Annotated in this window: 24 protein-coding genes; 8 read left to right on the top strand and 16 right to left on the bottom strand. The window is 64.3% G+C overall.

The window, feature by feature from the left end; genetic code table 11:
• Positions 1-19 precede the first annotated feature (19 nt).
• Complete coding sequence (locus tag CXQ89_RS09385; RefSeq protein ID WP_104161073.1) at positions 20-1,120, bottom strand: ATP-binding protein; 1,101 nt, start codon at positions 1,118-1,120, stop codon at positions 20-22.
• Positions 1,121-1,288: 168 nt separating this feature from the next.
• On the opposite strand from CXQ89_RS09385, the gene CXQ89_RS09390 reads away from it, so the two are divergent.
• Positions 1,289-1,534 (top strand): hypothetical protein, encoded by a 246-nt coding sequence (locus tag CXQ89_RS09390; protein ID WP_104103576.1) that lies wholly within the window; start codon positions 1,289-1,291, stop codon positions 1,532-1,534.
• Positions 1,527-2,081 (top strand): Clp protease N-terminal domain-containing protein, encoded by a 555-nt coding sequence (locus tag CXQ89_RS09395; RefSeq protein ID WP_104054273.1) that lies wholly within the window; start codon positions 1,527-1,529, stop codon positions 2,079-2,081. The genes CXQ89_RS09390 and CXQ89_RS09395 overlap by 8 nt, the downstream gene beginning before the upstream one ends.
• Before the next feature lie 50 nt (positions 2,082-2,131).
• On the opposite strand, the gene CXQ89_RS09400 is transcribed toward CXQ89_RS09395, so the two are convergent.
• A complete protein-coding gene (locus tag CXQ89_RS09400) occupies positions 2,132-3,439 on the bottom strand; it encodes an RNA polymerase sigma factor (protein ID WP_104161074.1) in 1,308 nt (435 codons plus the stop codon).
• Positions 3,397-3,846, bottom strand: coding sequence for a YciI family protein (locus CXQ89_RS09405; protein WP_104104080.1), 450 nt, complete (start codon positions 3,844-3,846; stop codon positions 3,397-3,399). Before CXQ89_RS09405 ends, CXQ89_RS09400 begins: the two co-directional genes overlap by 43 nt.
• Positions 3,847-4,705: 859 nt before the next feature.
• Between CXQ89_RS09405 and CXQ89_RS09410 the strand changes: the two genes are divergently transcribed.
• Positions 4,706-5,011, top strand: a complete 306-nt coding sequence (locus CXQ89_RS09410) for a DUF4193 domain-containing protein (RefSeq protein ID WP_104054271.1) — start codon at positions 4,706-4,708, stop codon at positions 5,009-5,011.
• Between the two features lie 86 nt (positions 5,012-5,097).
• Here CXQ89_RS09410 and CXQ89_RS09415 read toward each other — a convergent pair whose 3' ends face one another.
• Positions 5,098-5,652, bottom strand: coding sequence for a heme-binding protein (locus CXQ89_RS09415; protein WP_104161075.1), 555 nt, complete (start codon positions 5,650-5,652; stop codon positions 5,098-5,100).
• A 63-nt stretch (positions 5,653-5,715) separates the two neighbouring features.
• Here CXQ89_RS09415 and CXQ89_RS09420 point away from each other — a divergent pair, with 63 nt between their 5' ends.
• Positions 5,716-6,339, top strand: a complete 624-nt coding sequence (locus CXQ89_RS09420) for a peptide deformylase (protein ID WP_104054269.1) — start codon at positions 5,716-5,718, stop codon at positions 6,337-6,339.
• Positions 6,340-6,345: 6 nt separating this feature from the next.
• Here the strand turns inward: CXQ89_RS09420 and CXQ89_RS09425 are convergent, their stop codons facing one another.
• Positions 6,346-8,418: a S9 family peptidase gene (locus CXQ89_RS09425; RefSeq protein ID WP_104161076.1), complete on the bottom strand. Its 2,073-nt coding sequence runs from the start codon at positions 8,416-8,418 to the stop codon at positions 6,346-6,348.
• A 74-nt stretch (positions 8,419-8,492) separates the two neighbouring features.
• Between CXQ89_RS09425 and CXQ89_RS09430 the strand changes: the two genes are divergently transcribed.
• The 4 genes from CXQ89_RS09430 to CXQ89_RS09445 all read left to right on the top strand — a co-directional run bounded on the left by CXQ89_RS09430 (position 8,493) and on the right by CXQ89_RS09445 (position 11,814).
• Positions 8,493-9,341, top strand: coding sequence for a putative RNA methyltransferase (locus CXQ89_RS09430; protein WP_104161077.1), 849 nt, complete (start codon positions 8,493-8,495; stop codon positions 9,339-9,341).
• Positions 9,342-9,514: 173 nt separating this feature from the next.
• Positions 9,515-10,039 (top strand): NfeD family protein, encoded by a 525-nt coding sequence (locus tag CXQ89_RS09435; RefSeq protein WP_104161078.1) that lies wholly within the window; start codon positions 9,515-9,517, stop codon positions 10,037-10,039.
• Positions 10,040-10,129: 90 nt separating this feature from the next.
• Complete coding sequence (locus CXQ89_RS09440) at positions 10,130-11,173, top strand: SPFH domain-containing protein (protein WP_104161079.1); 1,044 nt, start codon at positions 10,130-10,132, stop codon at positions 11,171-11,173.
• Between the two features lie 287 nt (positions 11,174-11,460).
• A complete protein-coding gene (locus CXQ89_RS09445; RefSeq protein WP_104054264.1) occupies positions 11,461-11,814 on the top strand; it encodes an RNA polymerase-binding protein RbpA in 354 nt (117 codons plus the stop codon).
• Between the two features lie 88 nt (positions 11,815-11,902).
• Here CXQ89_RS09445 and CXQ89_RS09450 read toward each other — a convergent pair whose 3' ends face one another.
• The 11 genes from CXQ89_RS09450 to prcA form a co-directional block, all read right to left on the bottom strand.
• Positions 11,903-12,631 carry a polyprenol monophosphomannose synthase gene (locus CXQ89_RS09450; RefSeq protein WP_104161080.1) on the bottom strand — a complete coding sequence of 243 codons (729 nt, stop codon included), beginning with the start codon at positions 12,629-12,631 and terminating at the stop codon, positions 11,903-11,905.
• 431 nt (positions 12,632-13,062) lie between these two features.
• The gene (locus CXQ89_RS09455) at positions 13,063-14,706 is read right to left on the bottom strand and encodes an amidohydrolase (RefSeq protein ID WP_258060008.1); all 1,644 of its coding nucleotides are present in this window, start codon (positions 14,704-14,706) and stop codon (positions 13,063-13,065) included.
• A gap of 107 nt (positions 14,707-14,813) precedes the next feature.
• Positions 14,814-17,669, bottom strand: coding sequence for an RNA helicase (locus tag CXQ89_RS09460; RefSeq protein WP_104161081.1), 2,856 nt, complete (start codon positions 17,667-17,669; stop codon positions 14,814-14,816).
• Positions 17,670-17,767: 98 nt separating this feature from the next.
• Entirely contained in the window at positions 17,768-18,595 is an 828-nt protein-coding gene (gene tatC, locus CXQ89_RS09465; protein WP_104161082.1) for a twin-arginine translocase subunit TatC, read from the bottom strand.
• Positions 18,596-18,600: 5 nt separating this feature from the next.
• Positions 18,601-18,909 carry a Sec-independent protein translocase subunit TatA gene (gene tatA, locus CXQ89_RS09470; RefSeq protein WP_104054260.1) on the bottom strand — a complete coding sequence of 103 codons (309 nt, stop codon included), beginning with the start codon at positions 18,907-18,909 and terminating at the stop codon, positions 18,601-18,603.
• 32 nt (positions 18,910-18,941) lie between these two features.
• Positions 18,942-19,280: a hypothetical protein gene (locus CXQ89_RS09475; protein ID WP_104161083.1), complete on the bottom strand. Its 339-nt coding sequence runs from the start codon at positions 19,278-19,280 to the stop codon at positions 18,942-18,944.
• 62 nt (positions 19,281-19,342) lie between these two features.
• Positions 19,343-21,376, bottom strand: coding sequence for a YafY family protein (locus CXQ89_RS09480; RefSeq protein WP_146067221.1), 2,034 nt, complete (start codon positions 21,374-21,376; stop codon positions 19,343-19,345).
• Between the two features lie 132 nt (positions 21,377-21,508).
• Positions 21,509-21,904, bottom strand: coding sequence for an FKBP-type peptidyl-prolyl cis-trans isomerase (locus CXQ89_RS09485; RefSeq protein ID WP_104054257.1), 396 nt, complete (start codon positions 21,902-21,904; stop codon positions 21,509-21,511).
• 54 nt (positions 21,905-21,958) lie between these two features.
• A complete protein-coding gene (locus CXQ89_RS09490; RefSeq protein ID WP_146067222.1) occupies positions 21,959-22,936 on the bottom strand; it encodes an FKBP-type peptidyl-prolyl cis-trans isomerase in 978 nt (325 codons plus the stop codon).
• Between the two features lie 108 nt (positions 22,937-23,044).
• A complete protein-coding gene (gene pafA / locus CXQ89_RS09495) occupies positions 23,045-24,406 on the bottom strand; it encodes a Pup--protein ligase (RefSeq protein ID WP_104054255.1) in 1,362 nt (453 codons plus the stop codon).
• A complete protein-coding gene (gene prcA / locus CXQ89_RS09500; RefSeq protein ID WP_104161085.1) occupies positions 24,406-25,197 on the bottom strand; it encodes a proteasome subunit alpha in 792 nt (263 codons plus the stop codon). Before prcA ends, pafA begins: the two co-directional genes overlap by 1 nt.
• Positions 25,198-25,199: the final 2 nt, after the last annotated feature.

Genomic DNA, 25,199 nt, shown 5'->3' on the forward strand with positions numbered 1-25,199 from the left:
TATACCTGTTTCTAGTTTCTCAAGGTCGTCCCGGCTGAGACCGGAGATGCTGGCGGAGGCCTGGAATGGCAAAGGTAACCTTGCCGTGTCCGGCGGATTCTATGAGTCCGGCCGCCAAGAGCCGGGAGCGGTAGTTTGCCACGAGATTTGTCTTGGCCCCGATACGGCGGCCAATGTCTCCGGCCAGGGACGGTCCGTCATCCTCTGCCATGGCCGCAAGGAAGTCCAGGTCCTTAGGGGAGGCGGCGGCAAGGGCGGCTTCGATGACCGTCCGCACATTGCGGCGGTTGGCTGCCGCAATGGCCCGGTCGACAGCCTCCGAGGTGAGGCTGCCCTGGTTGCCTTCGGCTTCGCGCCAGAGAAAATAACCAACGAGCTGAATCAGGAAGGGATACCCGCCGGTGGCTTCGGCTGCCTGGCGCACGAGGCCGGGGGAGACCTTGATGGATGCGTGGGAGAAGGTGGCGGCGAAGGACTCCTCCACTTCACGGACCGCGGCTGCGTGAAGATCTATCTTGTCGGCACGGCGGAGGAACGTGGCCACACCTTCGTTGAGCAGATCGGACACGGCAGCCGGAAGCCCGGCAAAGACTAGACCTATGGGAAGCCGGTCCTGGATGAAGTGCTGGACGCTGGCGGCCAGCTGGGCAAGTTCGCCGCGGTCAGCAGCATGGATCTCATCCACCGTGATGATCAGCCCGGTGCCGTGGTCATCCAAGAGCTTCAGGAGTTCCTCGCCCATTGTTCGCCACGCCACCTGGCGCTCCGGCGGAAGTTGGGTGGTGATGCTGAAGCCGGCGGCAGCGATTGCGGTGATTTTGCGATTCACCGGCCCGGATCCCAGTTCCTCAGCGATGCCTCGCATGGATTCGCCGATCCGGCCCATGAAACCGGTGGTGGCAGTCTCGGAAATCACGGCCCAACCGTTTTCCCGGGCTACGTCGTGGGCGGCGCCGAGCATGACCGTCTTGCCGATTCCGCGGGCCCCGGTGAAAATCGTCAATAATCCCGGAGCGCCGGACCCCAGGCGGAGTCCGTACTCGAACTCGTCGAGCACGCCTGCGCGGCCCAGGATTTGCGGGGGTGTTGCCCCCGCCGATGGGCGGAAGGGATTCTCCATCAGCGGGGCTCCCTGTGAGTTTGTATGAGTCTTGTGAGTTTCCGTTTCCGGCATGCTGTGAGTTTATGTGAGTATGGTGAGTTTCGCCATCGGTGCCCGGGCCGGTTATTTTGACCTTCTTTGGCAACAAGGGTTGACGATGGCGGCGCGTCAGCTTATGTTGACGATATGGCCACACGGGACGAACTGATCAGTGACGGCACCAGCCGTGATCCTGCCGTGGGATTGCGCGCAGTGGCGGCTCTGCGGCGCCTCGTGGAACAGCTTGAGGATCTCCAAGTGGAGAATGCCCGGCGTCTGGGTTGGTCGTGGGCGGAAATTGCCGCCGTCGTCGGGGTATCAAAGCAGGCAGTGCACAAAAAGCATGCCGGGCGGCTTGGCCGCTCCAAGGACAGGGGAGGCAGCGATGTTTGAACGGTTTACCCAGGACGCACGCACAATTGTCATTGAAGCGCAGGAACAGGCAAGGAAGCTGGAGGCCCGCGAAATAACGGCAGACCATCTCCTGCTCGGCATCTTGGCCGGCGGCGACAATCCCGCCGCCCGGGTCCTGCACCAGCTCGGCATCGAGAGTGATGCCGTGGCACAGCGCACCCAAGGACTCGGTGCCGCTGACGCGCAGGCATTGGAGGCCATCGGCGTCGACCTGTACGCGGTCCGAAAACGCGTGGAAGCCAGCTTCGGGGCCGGAGCTCTGGACCGGCCGCAGCGCCGGCGCTTCCGGTTCCCGGGCCGCAGCAGTGCCGGCCATATCCCCTTCACCGCGTCAGCCAAGGGAGCCTTGGAGCATTCACTGCGCCAAGCGATCGCGTTGAACGATAAGGCGATTACCGTTGAGCACATCCTGCTGGGGCTGATTGCCGAGGACTCCGGGCTGGCGGCGCGAACGATCGCTTCACTGGGAGTAGACCCGGCACAGGTGCGGGCAGCCGTGCTCCGGGAACGGGGAAAGGCCGCCTAGTAACACTTGCGGATACAAGCAGTGGACTCAGGCAGGGGAGTGCCGGCCGTTCATTCTGCCGCCCGGCGCAACAGCAACTCCCGCTCCCGGGCATTCCCCGCCAACGCTGCGGAGGCCGCAAATTCGGCGCGGGCTTCATCCGGGCGCCCGAGCCGGACCAGCAGCTCGCCGCGCACACTGGGCAGCAAATGGGAGCCCCGCAGTGCTCCCTGCGAGACGAGGCGGTCCACAATCGCCAGCGCGGTTGCCGGGCCGGTCGCCATCGAGACCGCCACCGCCCGGTTCAATTCCACCACCGGGCTGGGCGCCAGCCGACCGAGAGCCTCATACAGCAGCACAATCTGCTCCCAATCCGTGTCATCAATCCTCACCGCATCACAGTGGCACTGGGCGATGGCTGCCTGCAGCGCATAGTTTCCCCGTCCATGACCAAGCGCATCCGCGCATGCCAGCGCTTCGCGTCCGCGTTCAATCTGGCCGCGGTTCCAGCGGCTCCGATCCTGATCCGCCAGCAGGATCGGCGTACCGTCACCCCGGGTCCGGGCAGCAAACCGGGAGGCCTGGAACTCCATCAGTGCAACGAGCGCGTGCGCCTCCGGCTCCCGCGGCACCAGCCGCGCCAGGACACGACCCAGCCGCAGCGCTTCGCCCGCCAGGTCTCGCCGTATCCATTGGTTGCCGGATGTTGCCGAGTACCCTTCGGTGAACATCAGGTAGATCACCCGGAGCACGCCGGCCAGCCTCGGCGCCCACTCGCGGGGCTCGGGAACCTCAAACGGAACTTTGGCGGCCGCCAAGGTCCTTTTGGCCCGAACAATGCGCTGCTGCACCGTCGCCACGGGGAGAACGAAAAGCCTGGCAATGTCCGCGGTGGACAACCCGCCCACCACACGAAGCGTCAAGGCAATCTGCGCCTCACGGGGGAGGACTGGATGGCAGGCGGAAAAGACCAGCCGGAGGACGTCGTCGGGGACGGGATCCCAGTCCACGACGACGTCGTCCTTTACTTCCTGCGCCAGCTGGCGGTACCGCGCGTCCAACCGTTCAGCCCGCCGCCAGCTGTCGATAGCCCTGCGTTTGGCCACCGCTGTGAGCCAGGCAGCCGGATTCCGGGGCACGCCTGTTGCGGGCCACTGCTCGAGCGCATCCGCAACGGCTTCCTGTGCCATGTCTTCGGCAAAGCCGATGTCGCCGGTGACCCGTGCCAGGGCTGCGACAATCCGGGGGCCTTCGATGCGCCACAGCGCCTCGATACGGCGGGGGACCGCCGCCCTCAGGACCTCGTCCTGAACCACGGAGGATCTCGGTTTGGCGGCTACGCGTTCTCCGCGCGCAGTTTCGCCTCTTCTTCGCGCCATCCTTCTTCCTTTTGGATGTACTCGTTATCGGCGAACGCGGCGAAATCTTCGGCCTCAGTTACCCGGCGAACCTCCAGCTTGGAGCCGGCACCCAGCGGGCATCGCCTCGCCCATTCGGCCGCTTCGTCTTTGGAGGACACCTGCAGGATCCAGAACCCGTTGAACAGCTCGTGGGTTTCGCCGTAGGGGCCGTCGGTAACCAGCGGGGGATCCTCCGAGAAATCGACGACGAACGAGTTGTCCGGATCCTGTGCCACGTCGGCCAGGCCTTCTCCGGCGAGCAGGACCCCGGCGTTGATCATCGATTCGTTGTAGGCACCCATCCGGTTGATGACTTCCTCGAAGGGCAGATCCTTATAGGCTTCCTGTGCTGCGTCAGTGGAACGCATGATGAGCATGTATTTCACGGCTGACTCCTTCTTCATCATGAAGCCGCGGTGTGCGCCTTCTACTATGCCGTCGAACGGCACCCCGGGATATCGACGCCGGAAGAAAAGTTTCCGGAGCTTGCCGCAGCGTTTGCCGTCGACCGCTGCGCTGGGCTGAGTTCCAGCTGCGAAGGTACCGGCTCAGGCGGTGCGGGGGAGCTCCTTCTCAGCGTTACTTTACATAATGTAGATTATCGGCGTTAGATCAGAGTCGCCCGAGAGGGGCTGCAGACCAGTTTCCTGCATTACTGAAAAGGCACCATCTGCACCCGTAGCCGAGACCTTCGGCTACGCCCCAGACTCATCCTCGGAGTCGCCAACGGCCTTGAGCTCTCCAGTTCCTGCTCCGAATCTGCACATACGGGTCACTTCCTGCAGGACTGCTGCACCGCCCACCCGCACACCCGCATGAGTTGACATAACGTGCCACGGCGAACTGACTCCCGGTCCGGCGCCCTGGATTCTTGTTGACATAACGCCTCGAGCGGCAGCGAGCCGCGGAAGCGCGCCCGCCGCAGCTTGTCATAACACTGAAGTTCTGCCAGGACTGCCAGGACTGCCAGGTGCCGGATGACATAACTACGGCAAGGCTCCCAGTGCGGATCCCCTGCCGATCCCCTGCGATTTCCGTTGACGACCGGGTGAAACCCCGGAGCAAACGACGAAACCTACGCAGGCAGCACAGCGGTGACTGAGCAAAAAAATAGGGTACAGGTCACTTCCCCCGGGGCGCTGTAGGGCCTATCATGGCCGTTTTCATTCCCAGTTGGTGAAATCAACCCTCATCGCTATATGATCTACGCCTAACCCCCCAAATTTCAGGAGAAAAGCACAACAAATGGCTACTGATTACGATGCTCCGCGCGTCAAGGAAGAAGACCGTCCAAGCGACTCCCTTGAAGGGCTGAAAGCACAGCAGCGCGGCGGCGCCATGACGGCCGTTCGCGACGTCGCTGACGAAACGGATGCCATCGACGGTTTCGAACTTCCCGGTGCGGATTTGTCCGGCGAAGAACTGCTCATCAAGGTTGTCCCGGCACAGGCTGACGAGTTCACCTGCATGTCCTGCTTCCTGGTACGCCACCGCTCACAGATCGCCAAGGAAAAGAACGGCGACAAGTACTGCGTGGACTGCGAAGGCTAACCCTTCCGCATCTGGCCCGGTTTGGAAGTCTACGGTGTTGCCGTGGCATCCAAACCGGGTATTTTTTTGCCCGCCGCGGTCCGTGTTCACTCCACGGTTTGGACCACTTCGTTCCGGCGTAGGAACCACGGCCTGTACGGCGGGTCAAACAGGGCGAAGCGCGGCAGCCCCAGCGGAGTCAAACCCGCAGCACTGACCACCTCCCCCAGTGCCGCGGCGTGGTCCAGATAGTTGCGTGACGTCCATCGGCCCGAAAACGAGGCTGCCGCTCCCCGGCTTTCCGGCATCGCGACAATGGTCACTGCGGGATCATCCGGGTCAGGGGCCGTATCAGTGGACAGAGTTTCCGGAAGCACAAAGGCCACGGTGTATGTCTCGTCCAGGGTCTGAGGATGCAATACCACCGGCGCGGTCATGGGGATCTTCACCGGCATCGGATGAATCGCGGGGTCCTGCGACGGATCCGAAGGGTTGGACCGATTCTTCCCGCTGATGTACCCGAACAGGTATCGGAACGCAGTGTTGCCCGCCGCTTCGATAGACGAATGGACTGTTACCTGTGCCACCAGGTGGGCTGGGTAGTTCCGCAGCTCGAAGCCGGGGAGAACCGCCAGGACTTGATATGGCTGCTGTTCTGTCATGGTGGCCCGAGCTTACCGGGGCACTGCCGCCGTGAGAATGGTGGAAGCAACTAGGATGGGGCGGTGCCCACAGAAACTTCACTCATCCGCGATCTTGTCCTGCCCCTGCTGGAAACGGATCTGCCGCCGATCGTACAGTTGGGCCATCCTGCCCTTCGACAGCCCGCGCTCCCCTACGACGGCCAGCTCGACGACGGTGAACTGGCTGCCTTCATTTCTCTGATGCGCCGGGTTATGCATGCTGCCCCCGGGGTGGGCCTTGCCGCCCCGCAGCTGGGCATCCCGCTGCAGGTGGCAGTGCTGGAAGACACCTTCGAGGATCCCGAGCTCACCGATCTGCGTGAACGTCTCCCCCTGGCCTTCTTCACGATTATCAATCCGGCCTACCAACCGGCCGGGCCCGAAACCGTTGAGTTTTACGAGGGCTGTCTGTCCTTCAACGGCTACCAGGGCGTTGTTCCGCGGTTCCGGTCCGTTTCCCTGCAATACACCGATACCGGCGGGGCTTCCGTGGAACGGACCTTCCAGGGGTGGCAGGCACGGATTGTTCAGCATGAAACGGACCATCTGGGCGGCACGGTGTATGTCGACAAGGTCCTGACCCGCTCATTGTGCAGCAACGCGGAATACCTGCGCCGCTGGGCCTCGCCCTCCATCGACGAGGCCCGGCGCGGGTTGGGTTTCTAGGCGCGTCTAGAGCCCGACGGCGTCCGCCGGTCCGGCCGGCTCCTCCCCCGGCTTCCCCGGCTCCTCCGGGTTCCCCGGCGTCGGCAGCCACTGCGCCCACCAGCGCAGGATGTGCTCAAAACGCTGCTTCCGGTGCCAGGGAGTTCCTGCACGGGAGAGCTCGTGGTTCTCGCCCGGAAACAGCAACAGTTCCGTGGTAACCCCGTGCTGCTTCAATGCCGTGTAATAACGCTGTGCCTGCTCCACCGGACAGCGCAAATCCTCTTCTGAATGGATGACCAGGGTGGGCGTCCGGACGTCTCCCACCCGGGCCATCGGGCTTTGCGCCAGGACTTTGGCAGGGTCCCCGCCGGTGTAGGCGGCACTGAAGAACCATCCAATATCGGCAGAGCCGATGAAGGACAGCGGATCCAGGAACCCGCGTTCCACAATGGCGGCGGTGAACCTGTGGTCATTGGCGATGGTCCATGCGCTGAGGTAGCCGCCGTAGGATCCGCCCATCACTCCCAACCGTTCACTGTCCAGTTCCGGATGGTCCCGGAGCACCCCTTCCAGGAAGGACAGGACGTCATCCAAGTCCACGGTTCCCATGGCTTCCTTGATCACCCGGCCGTGTTCCTGCCCGTACCCGGCCGATCCGCGCGGGTTGCACTGGACCACCGCGTAACCGGCGGCTGCGTAGGCCTGCGCTTCGTCGAAGTAGGCACAGTCAAACTGGGCGAACGGTCCGCCGTGGATGTTCAGCAGCACCGGATGCGGGCCGGGGCCTTCGGGCAGGGCCACCCAGCCGTGTACCGGGTAACCGTCCCGGGACGGATGCGTCTGCTCCGCCAGAGGCGCCAGCCGTGTTTGCGAACGCAGCGGTGCGGAGAAATCCGTCAGTGTCCGGAGCCCTCCCGTGTCCAGCACGGCCGCGTCTCCCATGGTCCGCGCATCGGCATAGCTGACGACGACGGCGCCTGCAGCTGCCGCTGCGCCCTGGATTACGCGGGGACCGGTAACAAGCACTTCCTGTTCGCCTTGGGCATCAACCCGCAGCAGCTCCACGCTGCCCCGGGTTCGGTTGAAAACCAGAACCGCTGAACCCCCGGCGGGAACGATGCCGCCCTCCGCCAAGTCGATGCCCTCCGGCTCGGTGAGCCGGCGGGCAGGTGCCGAACCGTCCGACGGCATGACGTACAGCGAGGTGTTGCGGGCCACGAAATCAGTGCCGGACGCGGAAAGCTCCGAGGCCAGGAAGAACAGCCATTCACCGTCGTCGCTCGGTGTCGGGGACGTGGCACCCAGAGAGGCTGCACCGCCCGGATTGGTGAGACGTTCCGGCTCTCCGCCGGACAGTTCGAGGGAGTAGACGTCGGATACCAGGTCCTCATCAGCGGTGTCATGAAGCGACGAGGTAAACAGAATGCGCTTGCCGTCTGCCGAGAAAACAGGTGCGGAAGTATCGGCTTCGGCGTTCGTGAGTTGCCGGGCAACAGGGAACCGGCCGGCAGCGGCATTCTCGCCGAGGGATTCCTTCACCCGCCCCGCAGGCTCAATCCACGGCTCGGCATCCAGTGCCGGCACGTCGAGCAGAAAAGCCTGCATCCGTTTGTCCACTGTGTAGCCGGCACCGTTTGCCCGGTATTTGAAGCTGCTGATCAGGCGCGGATCCTCCGCGCCTGCGGCGACGCCGTCGACCGTTCCGTACCTGCCGTGAACGGGTACCCTTGAGGTGAACACCATCTGGGCGGAATTCGGGGAAAAGCGGAACCAGGTCACGCCCATTTTGGCATCGGTAAGCTGCACAGGCTCACCTCCCGCCGCCGGAACCGTGAAGACCTGCGGCTTGCTCCCGGGGGCCGAACGCAGGAAAGCGAGCATATTCCCGTCGGGTGAAAACTGCGGCTGGGTGTCGGAAAAACCTCTGGTCAGGCGCCGCGGCGTGCCTCCGCCGCCCAGAGGCACAGACCAGAGTTGGCCCACGTAGGCGTCGGCCGCGAAATCGGGTCTGGTGGCAGACACCACGGCGTGCGTGCCGTCCGGATGATTGGTAGGAGCAGAGACGGAGGTCAGGAGATCCAGATCACATGGTTTCACGCGCTTGAGCCTACTACCGATGCCGGTCCCGGACGTGAGGTCAGCACGTCCCGGACCGCACCTAAGATAGAGGGATGCCTTCTGCAACGCCTTCCCTGCTGCTGTGCCCGGTCTGCCGCGGGCCGCTGTCTTCTGCGGAGACGGACCAGGAACATAGCCTCACCTGTCCCGGCGGGCACCGCTACGACGCCGCACGCCAGGGCTACTTCAACCTGCTGACAGGCAGCGGCACAAAATTCGCTGCCGATACAGCAGAAATGGTGCAGGCGCGGGTGGATTTCCTTGCAGCGGCCCACTACCGCCCCATGGCGCAGGAATTAGCCCGAATGGTTGCGGATGCGGTTCCGGGTGCACGGACAGTCCTCGATGCCGGCGCCGGCACAGGCTACTACCTCGGCACTGTGAGCCAGGCCCTTCCCGGCACAGCTGCAGTGGCACTGGACATCTCAAAGTTCGCCCTTCGCCGTGCAGCCCGGGCGCTGCCGGCGGCCACCTGCCTTGTCTGGGACGTGTGGCGCCCTCTTCCGCTCGGTGACGCGTCAGTGGATGCAGTCCTTAATGTGTTTGCACCGCGCAATGTCCCGGAGTTCCGCCGCGTCCTGGCCGGGAACGGGATCCTGGCGGTTGTCACGCCGCAGCCGGAGCATCTGCAGGAAATTCGCAGTTTGGCCGGGATGCTGGACATCGGCGACGAGAAGGAGACCCGGGTAGCGGCGGCGGTCAAGGACCACTTCCGGGCGGAGCAGACCCGGCACTGCACATACTCCATGGACCTCAGCGCGGCGGACATTCGCAATGTGGCCCTCATGGGGCCTTCGGCCCGGCACCTGGACCGGGACTTGCTCAGGAACAATTTGGCGGAACTCCCGGAATCCATCCCGGTGACTGCTTCCTTCTCACTGCAACTGTTCCGCGCCGCCTGACACCCCCGTGCTGCGGCACTATGATGGCTGACACGGAAAGCGGCACCCAAACGTTATACCCATCAAACGGTGTCCACCGGACTTAATCCGGCCGCATCAGGCACAATGGGCAACACCGCCCGTACACTCCAACCGCCGCTGTACCGCATCCGGCGGAGCCGAAGGGGACTGACATGCAGGACGTATACCAATGGATGCTCGACTACGGCTGGGCCGTTTGGCTGGTACTTTTCCTGGCCCTGGCCGCCATTGAAACGCTGACGCTGGACCTGCTCTTCGCCATGCTGTCCGTGGGCGCCCTCGCCGCCATGATGGCAGCCGTATTTGGTGCGCCCCTGTTCCTGCAGGTGGTGGTTTTCTGCATTGTGGCGCTGCTGATGATCGTCCTTGTCCGGCCCATAGCGCTGAAACATCTGGAACGCGGCCCCAAGGACCGGCGGTCCAACATCGACCGGCTCATCGGCGAGCCCGCGGTCACCCTTGAAACCGTGTCCGGGTCCGCAGGGACGGTCAAGATCGGCGGCGACATCTGGACAGCCCGCACTCCGGACGGTTCCAGCCTCACTGCCGGCGCACCGGCGCTGGTGACCCGCATTGACGGAGCCACCGCCGTCGTCGTGGCTGCTCCCGGCGGTGCGCATGCCACCGACACCAGTTCCGACGGGGAATCAACAGAAGACCCCGGAGTCCAGCGCTAAGGCACAAGCAACTAAAGATTCCGGCGGCAGATGCCGCCGACAGAAAACCAGGCCTGCCCGTACGGGCAGGCCAAAACCTGAAGGGGGAATATGAGTTCCGGAGCAACCGGCCTCATCATCATTCTGGCTGTCCTGATAATTTTTGTCCTGGTCATCCTGGTGAAATCGGTCAAGATCATTCCGCAGGCACGCGCCGGCGTTGTTGAACGGCTGGGAAAGTACCAGCGGACGCTAAACCCGGGCCTAACCATCCTCATTCCGTTCGTGGACCGGCTGCTGCCGCTGCTGGACCTCCGCGAACAGGTCGTCTCCTTCCCGCCGCAGCAGGTAATCACTGAAGACAGCCTGGTGGTGTCCATCGACACCGTCGTCTACTTCCAGGTCACCGATCCGCGCGCCGCCACCTACGAGATTGCCAACTACATCCACGCTGTCGAGCAGCTCACCACCACCACACTGCGCAACGTCGTCGGCGGCCTGAACCTGGAAGAGGCGCTGACCTCGCGTGACCGCATCAACGGCCAGCTGCGCGGCGTCCTCGACGAGGCGACCGGCCGCTGGGGCATCCGTGTTTCCCGTGTTGAGCTCAAGGCCATTGAACCGCCCCTGTCGATCCAGGACTCCATGGAAAAGCAGATGCGCGCCGAGCGTGAACGCCGTGCCACCATTCTGACGGCCGAAGGTACCAAGCAGGCACAGATCCTGAACGCGGAAGGCCGCCGGCAGGCAGCCATCCTTGCCGCCGAAGGTGATGCCAAGGCTGATATCCTCCGGGCCGACGGTGAATCACAGGCTATCGCCAAGGTTTTCGAGGCCATCCATAAGGGGAACCCGGACCAGAAGCTCCTGGCCTACCAGTACCTGCAGACTCTGCCGAAGCTGGCTGAGGGAACCTCCAACAAGATGTGGATCATTCCCAGCGAGCTGGGTGAAGCGCTCAAGGGCGTGGGCAGTGCTCTGGGTAATTATGTGCCGGACAGCTTCTCTGCCAACGGCTCGTCGAACGGGACGTCGAACGGCACCGGACACACTGCTCCCGCCGGTGACGGCACGGCAGCCGCCAAGACGGCTCCGGTCGCTGCAACCTCTCCGGCCTCTCCCACCCTTGCTGACTCCCCCGACGCCGCTCTCTAACCAGGCGGTTACGGCAAAGCGCCGGCGCCCGGTATAATTGGTTGTTTGCCGGGGTCTTCCCTTTGGCCCGCCTCTGGAGACACCCCGCGGACAACGTGACGGAACATTCCGCACGTCATCCGCGTTGACTCCAGTGGGCCGCCTTCGGGACGGCACATCGGTTCGAACGCTCCGAACGCGTCCAAGCCGGCGTGCGGCACAAACTTTTGACGGTACCGGGGCGGAACGGTACCAACAGCACTACAGATGGATCCTCCGGGATCCTTCGGACTGAAGAGGGAGAAAAGATGAGCGATCGCAGCCTGCGGGGTATGCGCCTTGGCGCGCAGAGCATGGAGACTGAATCCGGCGTAGAGCCGGCTCCCCGCCAGCGGGTGGAATACCGCTGCGAGGACGGCGAACGGGTATTCGTGACGTTCGCCGCCGAGGCCGACGTTCCCCCGGTATGGGTATCCAAGACCGGTAAGGAAGCCCTCCTGGTAGACGGCGAGAAGCCGGACACCAGCAATGACAAGCCGGTTCGCACCCACTGGGACATGCTGCTGGAACGGCGCAGCATTGAGGAACTGGAAACGATTCTCCAGGATCGTCTGACCATCCTTCGGGAGCGGCGCGGAGAGCGCACTTCAGCCTCGAAGTAAGGTCACGGCCCGCTGGTGCGGACCTAACAGAAGAGGGAGGGCGGTTGCCGTAAGGCAACCGCCCTCCCTCTTCTGTTATCAGCCGGTCCTAGCCGCGGCGCGTCAGCTTGTTCCAGCGGGCGCCGAGTCCCCACTTCGTGACATTGGCGATGGCTTCAAAGACGATGTTGCCGCTCATCTTGGACGCACCGAATTCACGCTCCACAAACGTGATCGGAACTTCCTGGATCCGAAGTCCCAGCCGGGCGACACGGAAGGTCATGTCCACCTGGAAGCCGTAGCCCACGGACTCCACGGCGCTGAGGTCCAGCTTCTCCAGCGTGGTTCGTCGAAACGCCCGGAAACCTGCCGTGATGTCGCGGACTCCGATTCCCAGCATGAGGCGCGAATAGGTGCTTCCGCCCCGGGACAGGATCTTGCGGTGCAGGGGCCAGTTGACGACGGAGCCGCCCGGCACCCAGCGTGAACCGATCACCAGGTCAGCGCCGCTTTCCGCAGCAGCCAGCAGCAACGGCAGTTGCTCGGGCTTGTGCGATCCGTCGGCGTCCATTTCAACGAGGATGTCGTAGTCCCGCTCCAGACCCCACCGGAAGCCGGCGATGTACGCGGCGCCGAGCCCCTCTTTGCCCTTCCGGTGCAGAACGTGCACCTGGGGGTCCTTGGCGGCAATCTCGTCCGCATAGGCGCCGGTGCCGTCGGGGCTGTTATCGTCCGCGATCAGCACATCCGAATCCGGCACCGCCAGCCGCAGCCGCTGAAGCGTCTTGGGAAGCGACTCGATTTCGTTGTAGGTCGGGATGATGGTCAGGACGCGCACTCAGGTTGCCTTTCATTGGGGACAGGCCGCGAAGAACGCAGCCACTGGGGTTCTTACCCCGACAAGACTTCCCAGTATATGGGTCCCGCGTGCCCCGCCCTTGCAAATGCCGGTGCAGTGCCGGTCACATACCCTGCCCCGGTGCACGCAGAGGGGCAGCCTCATCCGCCTTCGGGCCAGAACCGGCCGAGGCCGGAACTGTTTTCTACTGACGGCTGAAACTGCCCCTGATGCGCACTCTGTACCTGCAGTGCTCAACACTTCGCACGCATTATTTTGCGCGCACGGCGGGTTCAGTTTCCCGAGGGCCCGCCGCGATTCCCCTAGCCTACGTGTTGTCACGAATGTGTCAACAAGCCTCTGACTAGGGCTCTTACTTGTTAGTGCAGGTCACGCGGGCGAGCCGCCGAGTCGATTGCGGCAAGCAGATCCTAAAAACCTACTGACCGGTAGAGTTCTGTGCCGTTGTGCACGGTCAGCAGGCAGCGCGGCTGGTGAGCCGTATCCAGGGCCGGCAGCAGCGGGGTTCCCGCTCGGGGATCAGTGCTCCACGCCGCACCCTTGCCTTCAGGGGTCTGGACCATCAATTCTTCAACCTCCCACACGGCATAGGAGGCGGGGGCGCCCGGTGCCAGCTGCCCCAGCATGAAGTTCCCCGATCCTGCGGCACGCCATCCCGCCCGGGTGTGACCGATGAAGGCGGCACGTGAGGAAATGCGTTCCGCTGCATTGGAATGGAAAACTGCAGCCCGGACAGCAGACCAGGGATCCAGCGGCATAACCGGACCGTCGGAGCCCAGGGCGACCAGGACGCCGGCAGAGAGCAGAGACGCAAACCGGTTCATGGTGCTGCTGCGCTCCCCCAGCCGCTGCTCATAGAGTCCGCCGCTGCTGCCCCAGGCGGCATCGAAGCCCGGCTGCATGCTGGCAATGACCCCGTAGCGAACCATCTCGGCGATGGCGGCGTCGTCGGCCATCTCCACATGCTCCAACCGGTGGTGGGACGCGCGGATCCGCTCCTCCCCCACAGCTTCCGCGGCGATTCGGAGCCCGGCAAGGACCGTGTCCAGGCCGGCGTCTCCGATAACGTGAAAACCGCCCTGCAATCCTGCCCGGGTTGCCAGCTCCAAATGGCGTCCGGCCTGTTCGGCGGTCAGGTACAGGGTGCCGCTGGTCTCGGGTGCATCCGTGTAGGGCGTCCGCAGCGCTGCTGTCCGGGCGCCGATGGAGCCGTCCATGTTCAGGTCTCCGGCGAGGCCGCGCAGCCTGCCTTCGAAGGGTGCCGTGACCTCGGCCAATTCTGACTCGGACTGGACGAGCTGCCCCCAGTAAGGCAGCACCTCGGGCAGCGGGCCGGCACCGAGCGATCCGTCCAACCCCATCAACTGGCGCAGGTCTTCCACCGGGGAAATATGCGGGGCTGCCATCTCGGTGACGGCGATGATGCCGTGCGCGGCGGCATGCTTCAGCGCAGCCTGCTGGTAGCGGGAGCGCTGGGCGAGATCCAGGGAGCGGGACGCGGTCCGGGCCAGGGTGTGTGCTGCACGCACCACAAAGCCGTTGTCCCACCCGTCGTGAGCGGCCAGGTTCAGCGCGGCTGCGAGGGTTCCCGAAACCACGGCACAGTGCACATCCGTGCGTGCAAGGTACACGGGGCGGGACCCCGAAGCGGCATCAAGTTCTGCGGCGGTGGGGACTCTGCGTTCGGGCCAGGACGACTCGTCCCATCCGTAACCCACGATCAGCCCTTCAGTGCCGGCTGCCGCCTGGGCCACCAGGTCCAGGAGCTCGGTGAGCGAGGCTGCGTTCGTCAGGTCAAGCGATGAGAGCGCTGCACCGGTTTCGGTGATGTGCGCATGTGCGTCCACGAAACCCGGCGTGATGAGTGCGCCGCCCAGATCAACCACGTCCATGCGGCTGTCCTGCAGCGAGGCGGCGGCCTGCTCGGATCCAACCCAGGCGACGGTGTCTCCTTCCACCAGCATTGCTGTGGCAAACGGGTCCGCGGCGCTGTAGACGGATCCGTTGCGGTACAACGTCAGCTTCGGGCTGCTGGGGGCGGGATTGGCATTCAAGGACTTACCTGTTTTCTGTAGTGCTGGACTATTCTGCCTCACACCGGCAACGGACGCGGTTGAGGAGGGGTGCCCGCCGGGGAAGCCGGCGGGCGGGAGGATCGGGTTTACTCGCTGACCGCCGAATAGGCGACCACGCCGCGGCGGATCAGCCCGATGGCGTCAATGCAGCGCCGGCGCAGGCCTGCGGGCAGGTCCGGCACCTTGGCCATTTGGTCGAGCAGGTCAATCACCTGTTTGGTCCACCGGACAAAGTCTCCGGCAGCAAGTTCGGTGCCGTTCAGGGCCAGCTGAAGGTGCTTTCCCTTGGCCCACTTGTACATGGGCCACACCAGGCCGAGGTCCGGCTCACCGGTTTGGGGCAGCCGTTCGGACTCTTCCAGGTCGGTCAGCTGGGACCACTGGCGAATGATGACATCCATGGCAACCTCGAGAGAAATGCTGGGCAGCTTCGGACGCAGCCCCCGCTCTTCCCGCTTTGCCTGGTACACCAGCGCGGTGGCCAGTGCTGCCAGCTCGGCCGCGTCGACGTCGTTAAAGGCCCCGTTTTGCAGCGACAGGGCTATCAGCAGGTCCTTCTCGCCGTAGATGCGGCGCAGCTTCTGTCCGTTCGGCGTCACCACCACGCGCCCGGTTTCGTCCGGAGCCACATATCCGTACCGGCCCAGCACATCGCACACACGGTCAAAGGTCTTGGCGATGGTGTTGGTGCGGCCGCGGATCTGGCCCACCAAATTGTCCGTTTCGCGGCGCAGTTTCCACCAGCGTTCGGCCCAGCGTGCATGGTTCTCCCGGTCGCTGCAGCCGTGGCAGGGATGTGCCCGCATTTTCCGGCGCAGCTCGGTGATGGCCTGTTCCTGCCGGTTGGCGCCCCCAACGTGGAGGGCTCCGCCGCGCTTGGTGGAAGCCCGCGGCGGACGGTGCTCATGCAGGGCGTTGCGGACCGAGGATGCCAGGTCCCGGCGGTCCTTCGTCACCCGTGAGTTGAAGGATTTGGGAATTCGGATGTGTGACACCGTTTCCACCGCGCCTTCCAGTTCCTGCGCGGTGATTCGGCGGACCTGCTTGTCCTCGGTCAGGACTGTGGTTCGTGCCTCGCGGCCTGGTGAGGACTCCTGCGGCAGCACCACGGCGTAGCCGGAGTTCCGGCCGCCGGGAATCAGAATGACGTCGCCCGGCACCAGCCCGTCCAGGGATGCTGCCACGGCGGAGCGGCGGTCGCGGGCCCGTGTCTTTGAGGCCTGTGTCTCGAGGTCGGACAGTTCCCGGCGCAGGGCTGCGTACTCCGTGAAATCGCCCAGGTGGCAGGTCATGGCCTTTTCATATCCGGCCAGGGATTCCTCCCGGGAGCGGACCTGCTTGGCCAGTCCCACCACGGAGCGGTCGGCCTGGAACTGGGCGAAGGAGGATTCCAGGATTTCCCGGGACCGTTCCCGCCCGAACTGGGCCATCAAGTTGATACTCATGTTGTAGGTGGGGCGGAAGCTGGAGTTCAGCGGATAGGTCCGCCTGGAGGCCAGGCCGGCGACGGCGGCCGGATCGGTACCGGGCTGCCACAGCACCACGGCGTGGCCTTCGACGTCGATGCCGCGGCGGCCGGCACGTCCCGTGAGCTGGGTGTACTCCCCCGCCGTGATGTCCACATGGGCTTCGCCGTTGAACTTGTCCAGCTTCTCCAGGACAACGGTGCGGGCCGGCATATTGATGCCGAGGGCGAGGGTTTCAGTGGCAAACACGGCCCGGACCAGCCCGGCGGTAAACAGCCGTTCCACCACCTCCTTGAAGGTGGGCAGCATGCCGGCGTGGTGGGCGGCAAATCCGCGGATCAGGCCTTCCCGCCAGGTCCAGAATCCCAGGACTTCCAAGTCATCCTCGGGGATGTCCTGGCTGGCTTCGTCCACAATGCGTGCAATGGCGGTCCGTTCCGGTTCGCTGGTCAGCCAAAGGCCGGAATCGACGCACTGGCGCACTGCACCTTCGCAGCCGTTGCGGGAAAAGATGAAGGTGATGGCCGGAAGCAGTCCGCGTTTGTCCAGCTGGGAAATCACCGCGGGACGGGAAGCCTTCGGAATCCTGCTGATGGGCGGACCGGAGTGACCGCGCCGGGAGGCGTCGCGGTGGCCGTTGCGTGAGGAACCGCGCGAGCCTCCCCAGTGTCCGCCGTGGCCGCGCTGGTTGATCCGGGATTCGGCGCGGGCTAGCTCCAGCAGTTCGGGGTTCACCCGGTACCGTTCCTGGACGCCGGCGGGCTGCTCGGGTTCCGCAGCCTCGTCGAAGGAGACATCGGCTTCGAAGAGGTCCATGATGTCCCGGCCCACCATGACGTGCTGCCACAGCGGAACGGGCCGGTGTTCGGAGACCACGACGTCGGTGTCCCCCCGGACAGTGTCCAGCCACGCGCCGAATTCCTCGGCGTTCGAGACCGTGGCGCTCAGCGACACCAGCTGCACGTCCGAACTTAGGTGGATGATGACCTCTTCCCACACCGCGCCGCGGAACCTGTCGGCCAGATAGTGCACCTCATCCATCACCACGTAGCCCAGCTCATCCAGTGTGGACGAATTGGAGTACAGCATGTTGCGCAGGACCTCGGTGGTCATGACGACGACGTCGGCATCGGGATTGATGCTGGTGTCCCCGGTGAGCAGTCCCACGCGCTCGGATCCGTAGGACGCGGACAGCTCGAGGTATTTCTGGTTGCTCAAGGCCTTGATCGGGGTGGTGTAAAACGCCTTCAGCCCGCGTTCAAGGGCCATGTAGACGGCGAACTCCCCCACCACGGTTTTTCCGGCGCCGGTCGGCGCGGCAACCAGGACACCGCGGCCGGATTCGACGGACCGGCAGGCCTCTGATTGGAAGGGATCAAGGTCAAAGCCAAGCTGCTGCTCAAAGACTGCCAAACGGGTCTTGGAGTGCTCGGAACGTTCTTTCGCGGCCAGGTACCGCTCCGACGGGGAAGTCATGTTTCCAGACTAGACTCTGCACGGCCGCTGCGGCGCCATAGAGCTCCCGCTCCGCCTTGGGCTGAAATCGCTTGCCTGCTGTTCCCGGCTGAGCCGTGCTAGAGGTTTTCCAGCGGTGTTGCTGTGTCGACGGAGGCGCTGACGGCCGCCTCGCGGGCAGCGTTCCTTTTGGCACGGCGCTTGTCATTGATGAGGCAGATCCCAACGGCCAGCCCAAAGAGCAGCAGCAGCGGTGCAGCCATGTAGAACATGGTGAGGGCGTCGCCGCCCGGAGCCGCCATGGCAGCGAAGACGCAGATCAGGAAGATGGTGATCCGCCAGTACTTGACGATGAGCTTGCCGGGCAGGATGCCGGTCATGTTCAGGCCCACCAGCACCACGGGAATGAGGAATGCAATGCCAAACGCCAGCAGGAGCCGAAGCACGAAAGCCAGGTAAACACTGGCTGTGATCACGTTGGCGCTGCCCTCGGGGGTGAAGCCGGTGAGCACCTCGATGGCACTGGGCAGAAGGATCCAGGCCAGCGCCACGCCGCCCAGGAACAGGGGAACGGACGCAGCCATGAAGCCCAGCGCCATGCGGCGTTCCTTGGTCTTCAGTCCCGGCGTAATGAACGCCCACAGCTGGTAAAGCCATACCGGGCAGGACATCAGCAGCCCGAGGAAGACGGATACCTGGATCATCTGGTCGAAGGGCGTTGCCACCCCTTCGAAGTTGATCGTGGCAAACCGCCCGTCTTCGTTGCCTACGTCCAGGACCGGCCGGGTGAGCGCGTTGAACGCCGGCATGTACAGGAAGAAACCTGCCACTGTGCCCAAAACCACGGCGATGCCGGATTTGAACAGGCGGTTGCGGGCCTCACGCAGATGCTCCTTGAGGGCCATCCGCCCTTCCGGGTTGGCTTTGCGCCCTTTGGTCAGCGCCACGGCCGTTACAGGCTGGTGGGCGGGTTACCCGCAGGGCGCTGATCGGTCGCCGGGTTGGCGGGCGTGCCGGGGGTGGCCGGCGGAACCGGGCTGGCAGGGGTGCCGGTGGCCGAAGGGTTGTTGACGATACGGCCCTCCACCGGGTCCTCGGAAGTGGAGCCGGACTTGTTTTCATCCTGCATCTGACGGACTTCGGACTTGAAGATTCGCAGGGACTGCCCCACGCTGCGTGCCAGGCCTGGGAGCTTGGGCGCACCGAAGAGAAGGATGGCCAGAACGACCAGAATTGCAATGTGCCAGCCTTGAATGTTCATGCCGGTGTCCTTTCGTTTTGAGACAGTTTACGTCAGAGGTCTGGGAAGTCCCGCAGGGCGCGGGGCTGGCCGTTGGCGAGGCGACGGGCAACCCGGCGCTCCCGGCGCCCGGTCCTCCGCGACTCTTTTCCTTCTTCGTAGCGGGCCTTGGCACGGATGGGATCATCGAAGATGCCAAGTTCCTGCTCCGGCGTTCCCGCCACGGGCACCACCGCTGCGGGCACTGCAACCCCCAATGCCGAGACGGCACCCTCCGCTTCACGCAGCGTGGCCATCAGTTTGCGGAAAATCCGCCAGCCAACCAGGGCGTAAAAGGCTGCAGCGGCGACGAACAGCGCCGCCCATATCAAAATCCAGGACCACCAAGGCATAGTTCCAGCATAGTGCCGGAAACCCCAAGCCCCGGCATTCCCGGCCCTACGTCACCCACGGGCTACCTGCCCTGCGGGTCCGTCCCGTAATTCTCCAGAGCCGCCCGCAGCCACCCGGCGGTTTCGCTGCGCAGTTCCTGAGGTGCGGCAACAGCCACGCTGCCTCCCTGCCGGGCGATGAACCCCGGTATCCACCGGGTGTTGCCCACCCGCAGTTCCACGGCACTGCGGCCGCGGGGCAAATCGGCGCGCCGGACGGCGTCGTACGCGCTTTCCACCCAACTGGCGGAAGGCCCGGTGATCAGGGTGACCAGGACGTCCTCCGCTCCAGGCCGGAAAAGGCCGGACGGAAAGGCTGCGTCGGCAGCCGGAGCCTGCCAGGACGCCGGGCCGCTGTCGGTTACCCGGTGGATCCGGTCCACCCGGAAGTTCCGCACGCCTTCGGATCGGTGGCACCACGCCTCCAGATACCAGAGATCGTTCACGGAGAAGAGCCGGCGCGGATCCACGGTGCGGTCCGTCACTTCGTCCCGGCTGGGCACAAGGTACCGCAGGTCCAACTGCCGGTGGCCGGCAATGGCCTGCTGCAGGGTATTCAGGACCGCTGCGCTGCCGTCGGGCTCGGCCAGGCGCGCGGCAACGGTGCTGCCGGCCTGAGCGGACTCCCCCGCGGCAACGCTCAGTTTTTCCAGGGCGCTGGCCAGCGCCGGGGACTCACCGACGCCGGGCAGGGCCGCCAGCGTTTCCAGCCCCACCATCAGCGCTGCCGCTTCATCCATGCCCAGTCGGACAGGTTCGGACAGGTCGTCGGCATTGTCGATGAAAATGGAGCCGTTTTCGAAGTTCACGTCCATGAGCCCGTTGGGGTAATGGCGCGGACCGCTCACGAAGAGAAGGTTCAGGTCGGTGGCCAGCTGTGCCGGGCTGACGCCAAAGCGGCGTGCGGTGTCTTCCAGATCCGCGCCCTGATTCCCCAGCACGTAGGGCACCAGATCCAGCAGACGGGTCAGATGGCTCTGCGCGGCCGTTGAACTGGCCGCCGGCGCGGGAGCGCGCCGGGCCAGGGTGAACGCAGGAACGGGCTTGGTCTGTGCATCCAGTGCCAGACGAAGCAGTTCAGCAACAGCTGAACGGAATTCGGGCGGGTGGACGGCAACGGCCCGGGCTCCCAGAGCCGCTGTGTCAGCCGCCAGTGCATCCAGGTCGGGGACCGTCAGCGTCAGTTCCTCCCAGCCGGCCTGCTCCGCAGGTGCCGGTTCCGCGCCGGCCCGCAGGCGCAGTTCCGCCGCCGCTCCCTCCCGGACCCGGATCACAGCCGTAACCGGTGCAAAAACCGAGTCCAGCGAGGCCAGGGACGCATCAATGCTGAAGCTTTCGGGAACCTGATAACTGCCTTCGCCGAGCGTAACCGGTGCGCTCATGCGGGAGAGCCGAAAGAAACGCTCGGCTTTCCGGTCCAGATCCCATCCCACGACGTACCAGTGCCCAAACCGGCTGCCCATCCCCCACGGCTGCAGATGGCGCACGGTGCTGCGTCGCCGGACGGGCTTCGTTGGGGTATCGACGGCACTGCGGATGCGGTCCGCCGGGCGGTAGCCAAACGATATGGGCGTACGGGTGACGGTGGCTTTCCAGACCGTCTCAAAATGCGGATCGTTGGTACGGATCCGGGGCTGCAGCACACTGGCGGCAGCATCTCCGGCCTCCACTCCGCGGGCCTGGAGCTTGCGCAGGGCCCGTGCCGCCGCTGACCCCAGGGAGGCCTGCTCCCACATGCCGGCGGCCAGGGCAAGGACCGCTGATTCTTCGGGTGTGAAACGTACTCCGGGGAGGCGGTACTGATCGGCACGTATGCGGTAGCGGCGGACCGAATTGTCCTGGTCGTAGAGCGTTTCCTCGCTGTAGGACTCCACGGGGATGCCCTGCTCACGCAGGAAGGCCTTGTCCCGGTCGAAGAGTTTTTCACGGGCAGCGGTGGACGGCGCTTCGCTGTACAGCTCAATCTCTTCGAAAAGTTCGTGCTTCGTGAAGCCCCGGCGGGTGGACAGCAGGGCAATCACGAGGTTAAGGAGGCGTTCGGTTCTGTTGGCGGACACGGAAGCCAATCTACCGCGCTCCGCTGAACGATGCGGACCGCACAGGGTTCCGGATGCAGAAGTGCGGGAACCAAAAAGGCGGGCCGGCAGCTGCAGTGCAGCTGCCGGCCCGCCTCGAGACGGGGTTCCGGATTAGCGGACGCCCAGCAGGTCAACCACGAAGATCAGGGACTCTCCGGGTGCCACGGCCGAACCGGCACCGCGGTCTCCGTACGCCATGGAGGCGGGGATTTCCAACCGGCGGCGGCCGCCGACCTTCATGCCCAGCAGGCCCTGGTCCCAGCCCTGGATGACCTGGCCGACTCCTACCTTGAAGTCCAGCGGGGTGCCGCGGTTCCACGAGGCGTCGAATTCCTCGCCCGTGGAAAAGGCAACTCCCACGTAGTGGGTGGAGACGGTGTCTCCGGCCTTGGCCTCGCGGCCGTCGCCCACCACGATGTCTTCGATCAGGAGATCAGTGGGTGCCTCGTGGTCCGGAAAATCAATCTCCGGCTTCTGGCGGTCGTATTCACGCTTTCCAAATGACATGGTGCTCCTCGCTGCGGCGGTTTCCCGCGTTGATGCTGTGTTCAGCTACTAACGCTACTTGACTTCCTCGATGTCCACGACAAACACCAGCGGGCCGGACGGGCCGTTCTGGGCCGGATCGCCGTAGGCGAGCTCTGTCGGGATGACCAGCAGCACCTTGGCGCCGGCCTTCTGGCCGGACAGGCCGTAGGTCCACCCGGAAATGACGCCGTCCAGCGGGAATTCGATTGCCTCGCCCTGCTCGTAACTGGAATCGAAGGTCTCGCCGTCCCGGAGGCCAACGCCCAGGTAATTGGCCTTGACGGTGCTGGTCTCGGTCAGGGCAGCGCCCTCGCCTTCTTCGAGCACCTTCACGATGAGCTTTTCAGGTTCCACGGCGTCCTCGGGGATCTCCACGGCGGGAACGCCGTCGTCACCGAAGGTCACCTTGGGGAGCTTGCCGTCCCCTTCAAGGGCAGCAACTTCATCCTGGCTCATCAGGAGCGTGCCGTCCGCGTTTCGGGCGGCCGCCTCGTCCTTGTCCAGCATCGGAACGGTGTCCTGGGTGCTCAGGACGTTGAGCACCATCACCTGGGTGGGCTGCTCCTCTGCGTCCTCGGCACCGCTGGCCTGGGCCTGGGCGTCAGGGAAGGCGTAGGCAATCTGGGAGCCAACCTTGGCTCCCAGAAGGACCTCGTAGAGCACCGGGTCCTGTTCCTTCAGCATGTCATTGACCGGCAGCGTGGAGGCCGCCTGTGAGTAGGTGTCCCCCAGCACGCTCGCATCTTCGGCGTTCAGCGCCACAAACTTGAAGGTGATGCTCTGGCCGTCGGCTACTTCTTCGCCGTCACCGGTGTGAACAACCTTGGCGGCACTTTCGGTGATGTCCAGCGGAGCATCGAACTCCACTTCGGGAACCGTCTCCGCGTCTTCGACCTTGACCTTCACGGAGTCAAACACTCCGGCCTGTCCGGCGGATTTTTGCTCTTCCTCTGTGCCGCAGGCGGACAGGAAAAGCAGGGCGGACAAACTTACGGCTAGTACTTTTCGCACACTACTTCTTTCAGTGGTGGACAGATGGGGCCCGCGATTTTCCGGCGGAGCCGGATTTTTGGGCGCGGACAGTCGAGATAAGACTAACGTTTCTCCCTGTGCGCTGCCTTAGAGCGTAGCCAGGAGGGCTTCCACCCGCTCATCCACTGCAGCGAACGGATCCTTGCACAGGACCGTCTGCTGCGCCCGGTCATTCAGCTTCAAATGCACCCAGTCGACCGTGAAGTCACGGTTGGCAGCCTTGGCCCGGCGGACAAAATCACCGCGCAGCTTGGCCCGGGTGCTCTGGGGCGGAATATCCACGGCTTCCTTGACGTCGCTGTCCTCCACCACCCGTGCCGTTTCCCCGCGGGACTGAAGGAGATAGAAGAGTCCGCGGCGCCGGGAAATGTCATGGTAGGTCAGGTCCAGCTGCGCCAGCCGCGAAGAGGACAGCTCCAGCGAATCGCGTTCTGCGTACCGGTCGACAAGCTTCTTCTTGATAGCCCAGTCAATTTCCGTGTCAATACCGGAGGTGTCCTGTGACTCAATGGCATCCAGGGTCCGTTCCCACAGATCCAGCACCCGGGGAACGTGGCGGTTGTGGGCCCCGTTGGCCGCCACGAAGTCCTGTGCCTTGGCCAGAAAAATGCGCTGCAGCTCAAGGGCGGTCATGGTTGACCCGTTGGCAAGCTTCAGCGGCAGTGAACCGGTCAGGTCGTGGGATATCTCCCGGATGCTGCGGATGGGATTCTCCAGGCGTAAATCACGCATCACCGTCCCCGCTTCGATGACGCGGAGCATGAGGTCCACGGAACCGACCTTCAGCAGCGTAGTGGTCTCCGACATGTTGGAGTCCCCCGCGATAACATGCAGCCTGCGGTAATGCTCGGCGTCGGCGTGCGGTTCGTCGCGGGTGTTGATGATGGGACGGGACCGGGTGGTGGCGGAGGACACGCCCTCCCAAATGTGGTCCGCGCGCTGGGAGAAGGCATACAGGGACCCGGATTGCGTCTTGAGCACCTTGCCCGCGCCGACCAGCAGCTGCCGGGTGACCAGGAACGGGATAAGAATGTCCGCCAGGCGGGAGAATTCCAGGCGCCGCGGAATCAGGTAATTCTCGTGGCTTCCGTAAGAGTTCCCCGCAGAGTCAGTGTTGTTCTTGAACAGGTAGACGCTGCCGTTGAACCCCTCGGCCCGCAGCCGGTCCTCTGCCTCATCGACGAGGTCGTCCAGAATCAACTCACCGGCCCGGTCATGCGCCACGAGCTGGGCGAGGTCATCGCATTCAGCGGTGGCGTACTCCGGATGGGACCCGACGTCGAGGTAGAGCCGCGAACCGTTGGTCAGGAATACGTTGGAGGAGCGCCCCCAGCTGACCACTTTCCGGAACAGATAACGTGCCACTTCCTCGGGTGAGAGCGGACGGGAGTCAGGACCCGAGTAGGCAATTCCAAACTCGGTTTCAATCCCAAAGATCCTGCGGTCCATCAGTCTCCCTCCGGGCCGGACAGCAAACGGTCCAGCTCTACGGTGTTGATTCTCCGGAATGCCCGGACCGTTCCCCGTGAGGACATCGGATTGCGATCCAGGACAGCCACTTCCAGCAGCCCTGCCCCGAGGCGCTCCGGGGCAGCTCCGGCGTCGGCAGCGCTGCCGGGGTTTCCGTAACCGGAGGATCCGTTGGCGGTCCCCGGAGCCTCTGCAGGGGCGCGGGTGGCGGAGAGGGCGCCAACGGCCGTGCGGATGGCGTCGGGAAAACCGGTGTCCTGGTTCCAGGACCGGGCCAGTGCCTCATTGACGACGTCGGCCTGACCGCCCATGACCACGTAGTTGCTTTCATCGGCTATCGAGCCGTCGAACGTCAGCCGGTAGAGGTGGTCCTGGTACGGTTCGGCACCCACTTCGGCCACAGCCAGTTCCACTTCGAACGGCTTTCCTTCCGTCGTGAAGACGGATCCCAGGCTCTGGGCATAGACGCTGGCTAGGCCGCGGGCCGAAACGTCATCGCGCGAGTAGGAATAGCCGCGTACATCGGCGTAGCGGACACCGGCCTGGCGCAGGCTCTCAAACTCGTTGTATTTGCCGACTGCGGCGAACCCGATCCGATCGTAGATTTCCCCGAGTTTGTGCAGCGACGGCGAGGGGTTCTCCGCGACCAGCGCGATGCCGTCACGGCAGGTCAGCACCACCACGGAGCGTCCCCTGGCGATGCCTTTGCGGGCAAAGTCCGCCCGGTCCTTCATCAGTTGTTCGGGAGATACATAGAACTGCTGTGTCATGG

It is taken from the genome of Arthrobacter sp. ZGTC212, from assembly GCF_002929255.1.
Classification (GTDB): domain Bacteria; phylum Actinomycetota; class Actinomycetes; order Actinomycetales; family Micrococcaceae; genus Arthrobacter_B; species Arthrobacter_B sunyaminii.

Excerpts from the sequence above, each read along its gene's own strand:
- CXQ89_RS09385 (WP_104161073.1), bottom strand. The coding sequence starts at position 1,120 with ATGGAGAATCCCTTCCGCCCATCGGCGGGGGCAACACCCCCGCAAATC.
- CXQ89_RS09390 (WP_104103576.1), top strand. The coding sequence starts at position 1,289 with ATGGCCACACGGGACGAACTGATCAGTGACGGCACCAGCCGTGATCCT.
- CXQ89_RS09395 (WP_104054273.1), top strand. The coding sequence starts at position 1,527 with ATGTTTGAACGGTTTACCCAGGACGCACGCACAATTGTCATTGAAGCG.
- CXQ89_RS09400 (WP_104161074.1), bottom strand. The coding sequence starts at position 3,439 with ATGGCGCGAAGAAGAGGCGAAACTGCGCGCGGAGAACGCGTAGCCGCC.
- CXQ89_RS09410 (WP_104054271.1), top strand. The coding sequence starts at position 4,706 with ATGGCTACTGATTACGATGCTCCGCGCGTCAAGGAAGAAGACCGTCCA.
- CXQ89_RS09415 (WP_104161075.1), bottom strand. The coding sequence starts at position 5,652 with ATGACAGAACAGCAGCCATATCAAGTCCTGGCGGTTCTCCCCGGCTTC.
- CXQ89_RS09430 (WP_104161077.1), top strand. The coding sequence starts at position 8,493 with ATGCCTTCTGCAACGCCTTCCCTGCTGCTGTGCCCGGTCTGCCGCGGG.
- CXQ89_RS09435 (WP_104161078.1), top strand. The coding sequence starts at position 9,515 with ATGCAGGACGTATACCAATGGATGCTCGACTACGGCTGGGCCGTTTGG.
- CXQ89_RS09440 (WP_104161079.1), top strand. The coding sequence starts at position 10,130 with ATGAGTTCCGGAGCAACCGGCCTCATCATCATTCTGGCTGTCCTGATA.
- CXQ89_RS09445 (WP_104054264.1), top strand. The coding sequence starts at position 11,461 with ATGAGCGATCGCAGCCTGCGGGGTATGCGCCTTGGCGCGCAGAGCATG.
- CXQ89_RS09460 (WP_104161081.1), bottom strand. The coding sequence starts at position 17,669 with ATGACTTCCCCGTCGGAGCGGTACCTGGCCGCGAAAGAACGTTCCGAG.
- tatA (WP_104054260.1), bottom strand. The coding sequence starts at position 18,909 with ATGAACATTCAAGGCTGGCACATTGCAATTCTGGTCGTTCTGGCCATC.
- CXQ89_RS09475 (WP_104161083.1), bottom strand. The coding sequence starts at position 19,280 with ATGCCTTGGTGGTCCTGGATTTTGATATGGGCGGCGCTGTTCGTCGCC.
- CXQ89_RS09485 (WP_104054257.1), bottom strand. The coding sequence starts at position 21,904 with ATGTCATTTGGAAAGCGTGAATACGACCGCCAGAAGCCGGAGATTGAT.
- pafA (WP_104054255.1), bottom strand. The coding sequence starts at position 24,406 with ATGGACCGCAGGATCTTTGGGATTGAAACCGAGTTTGGAATTGCCTAC.
- prcA (WP_104161085.1), bottom strand. The coding sequence starts at position 25,197 with ATGACACAGCAGTTCTATGTATCTCCCGAACAACTGATGAAGGACCGG.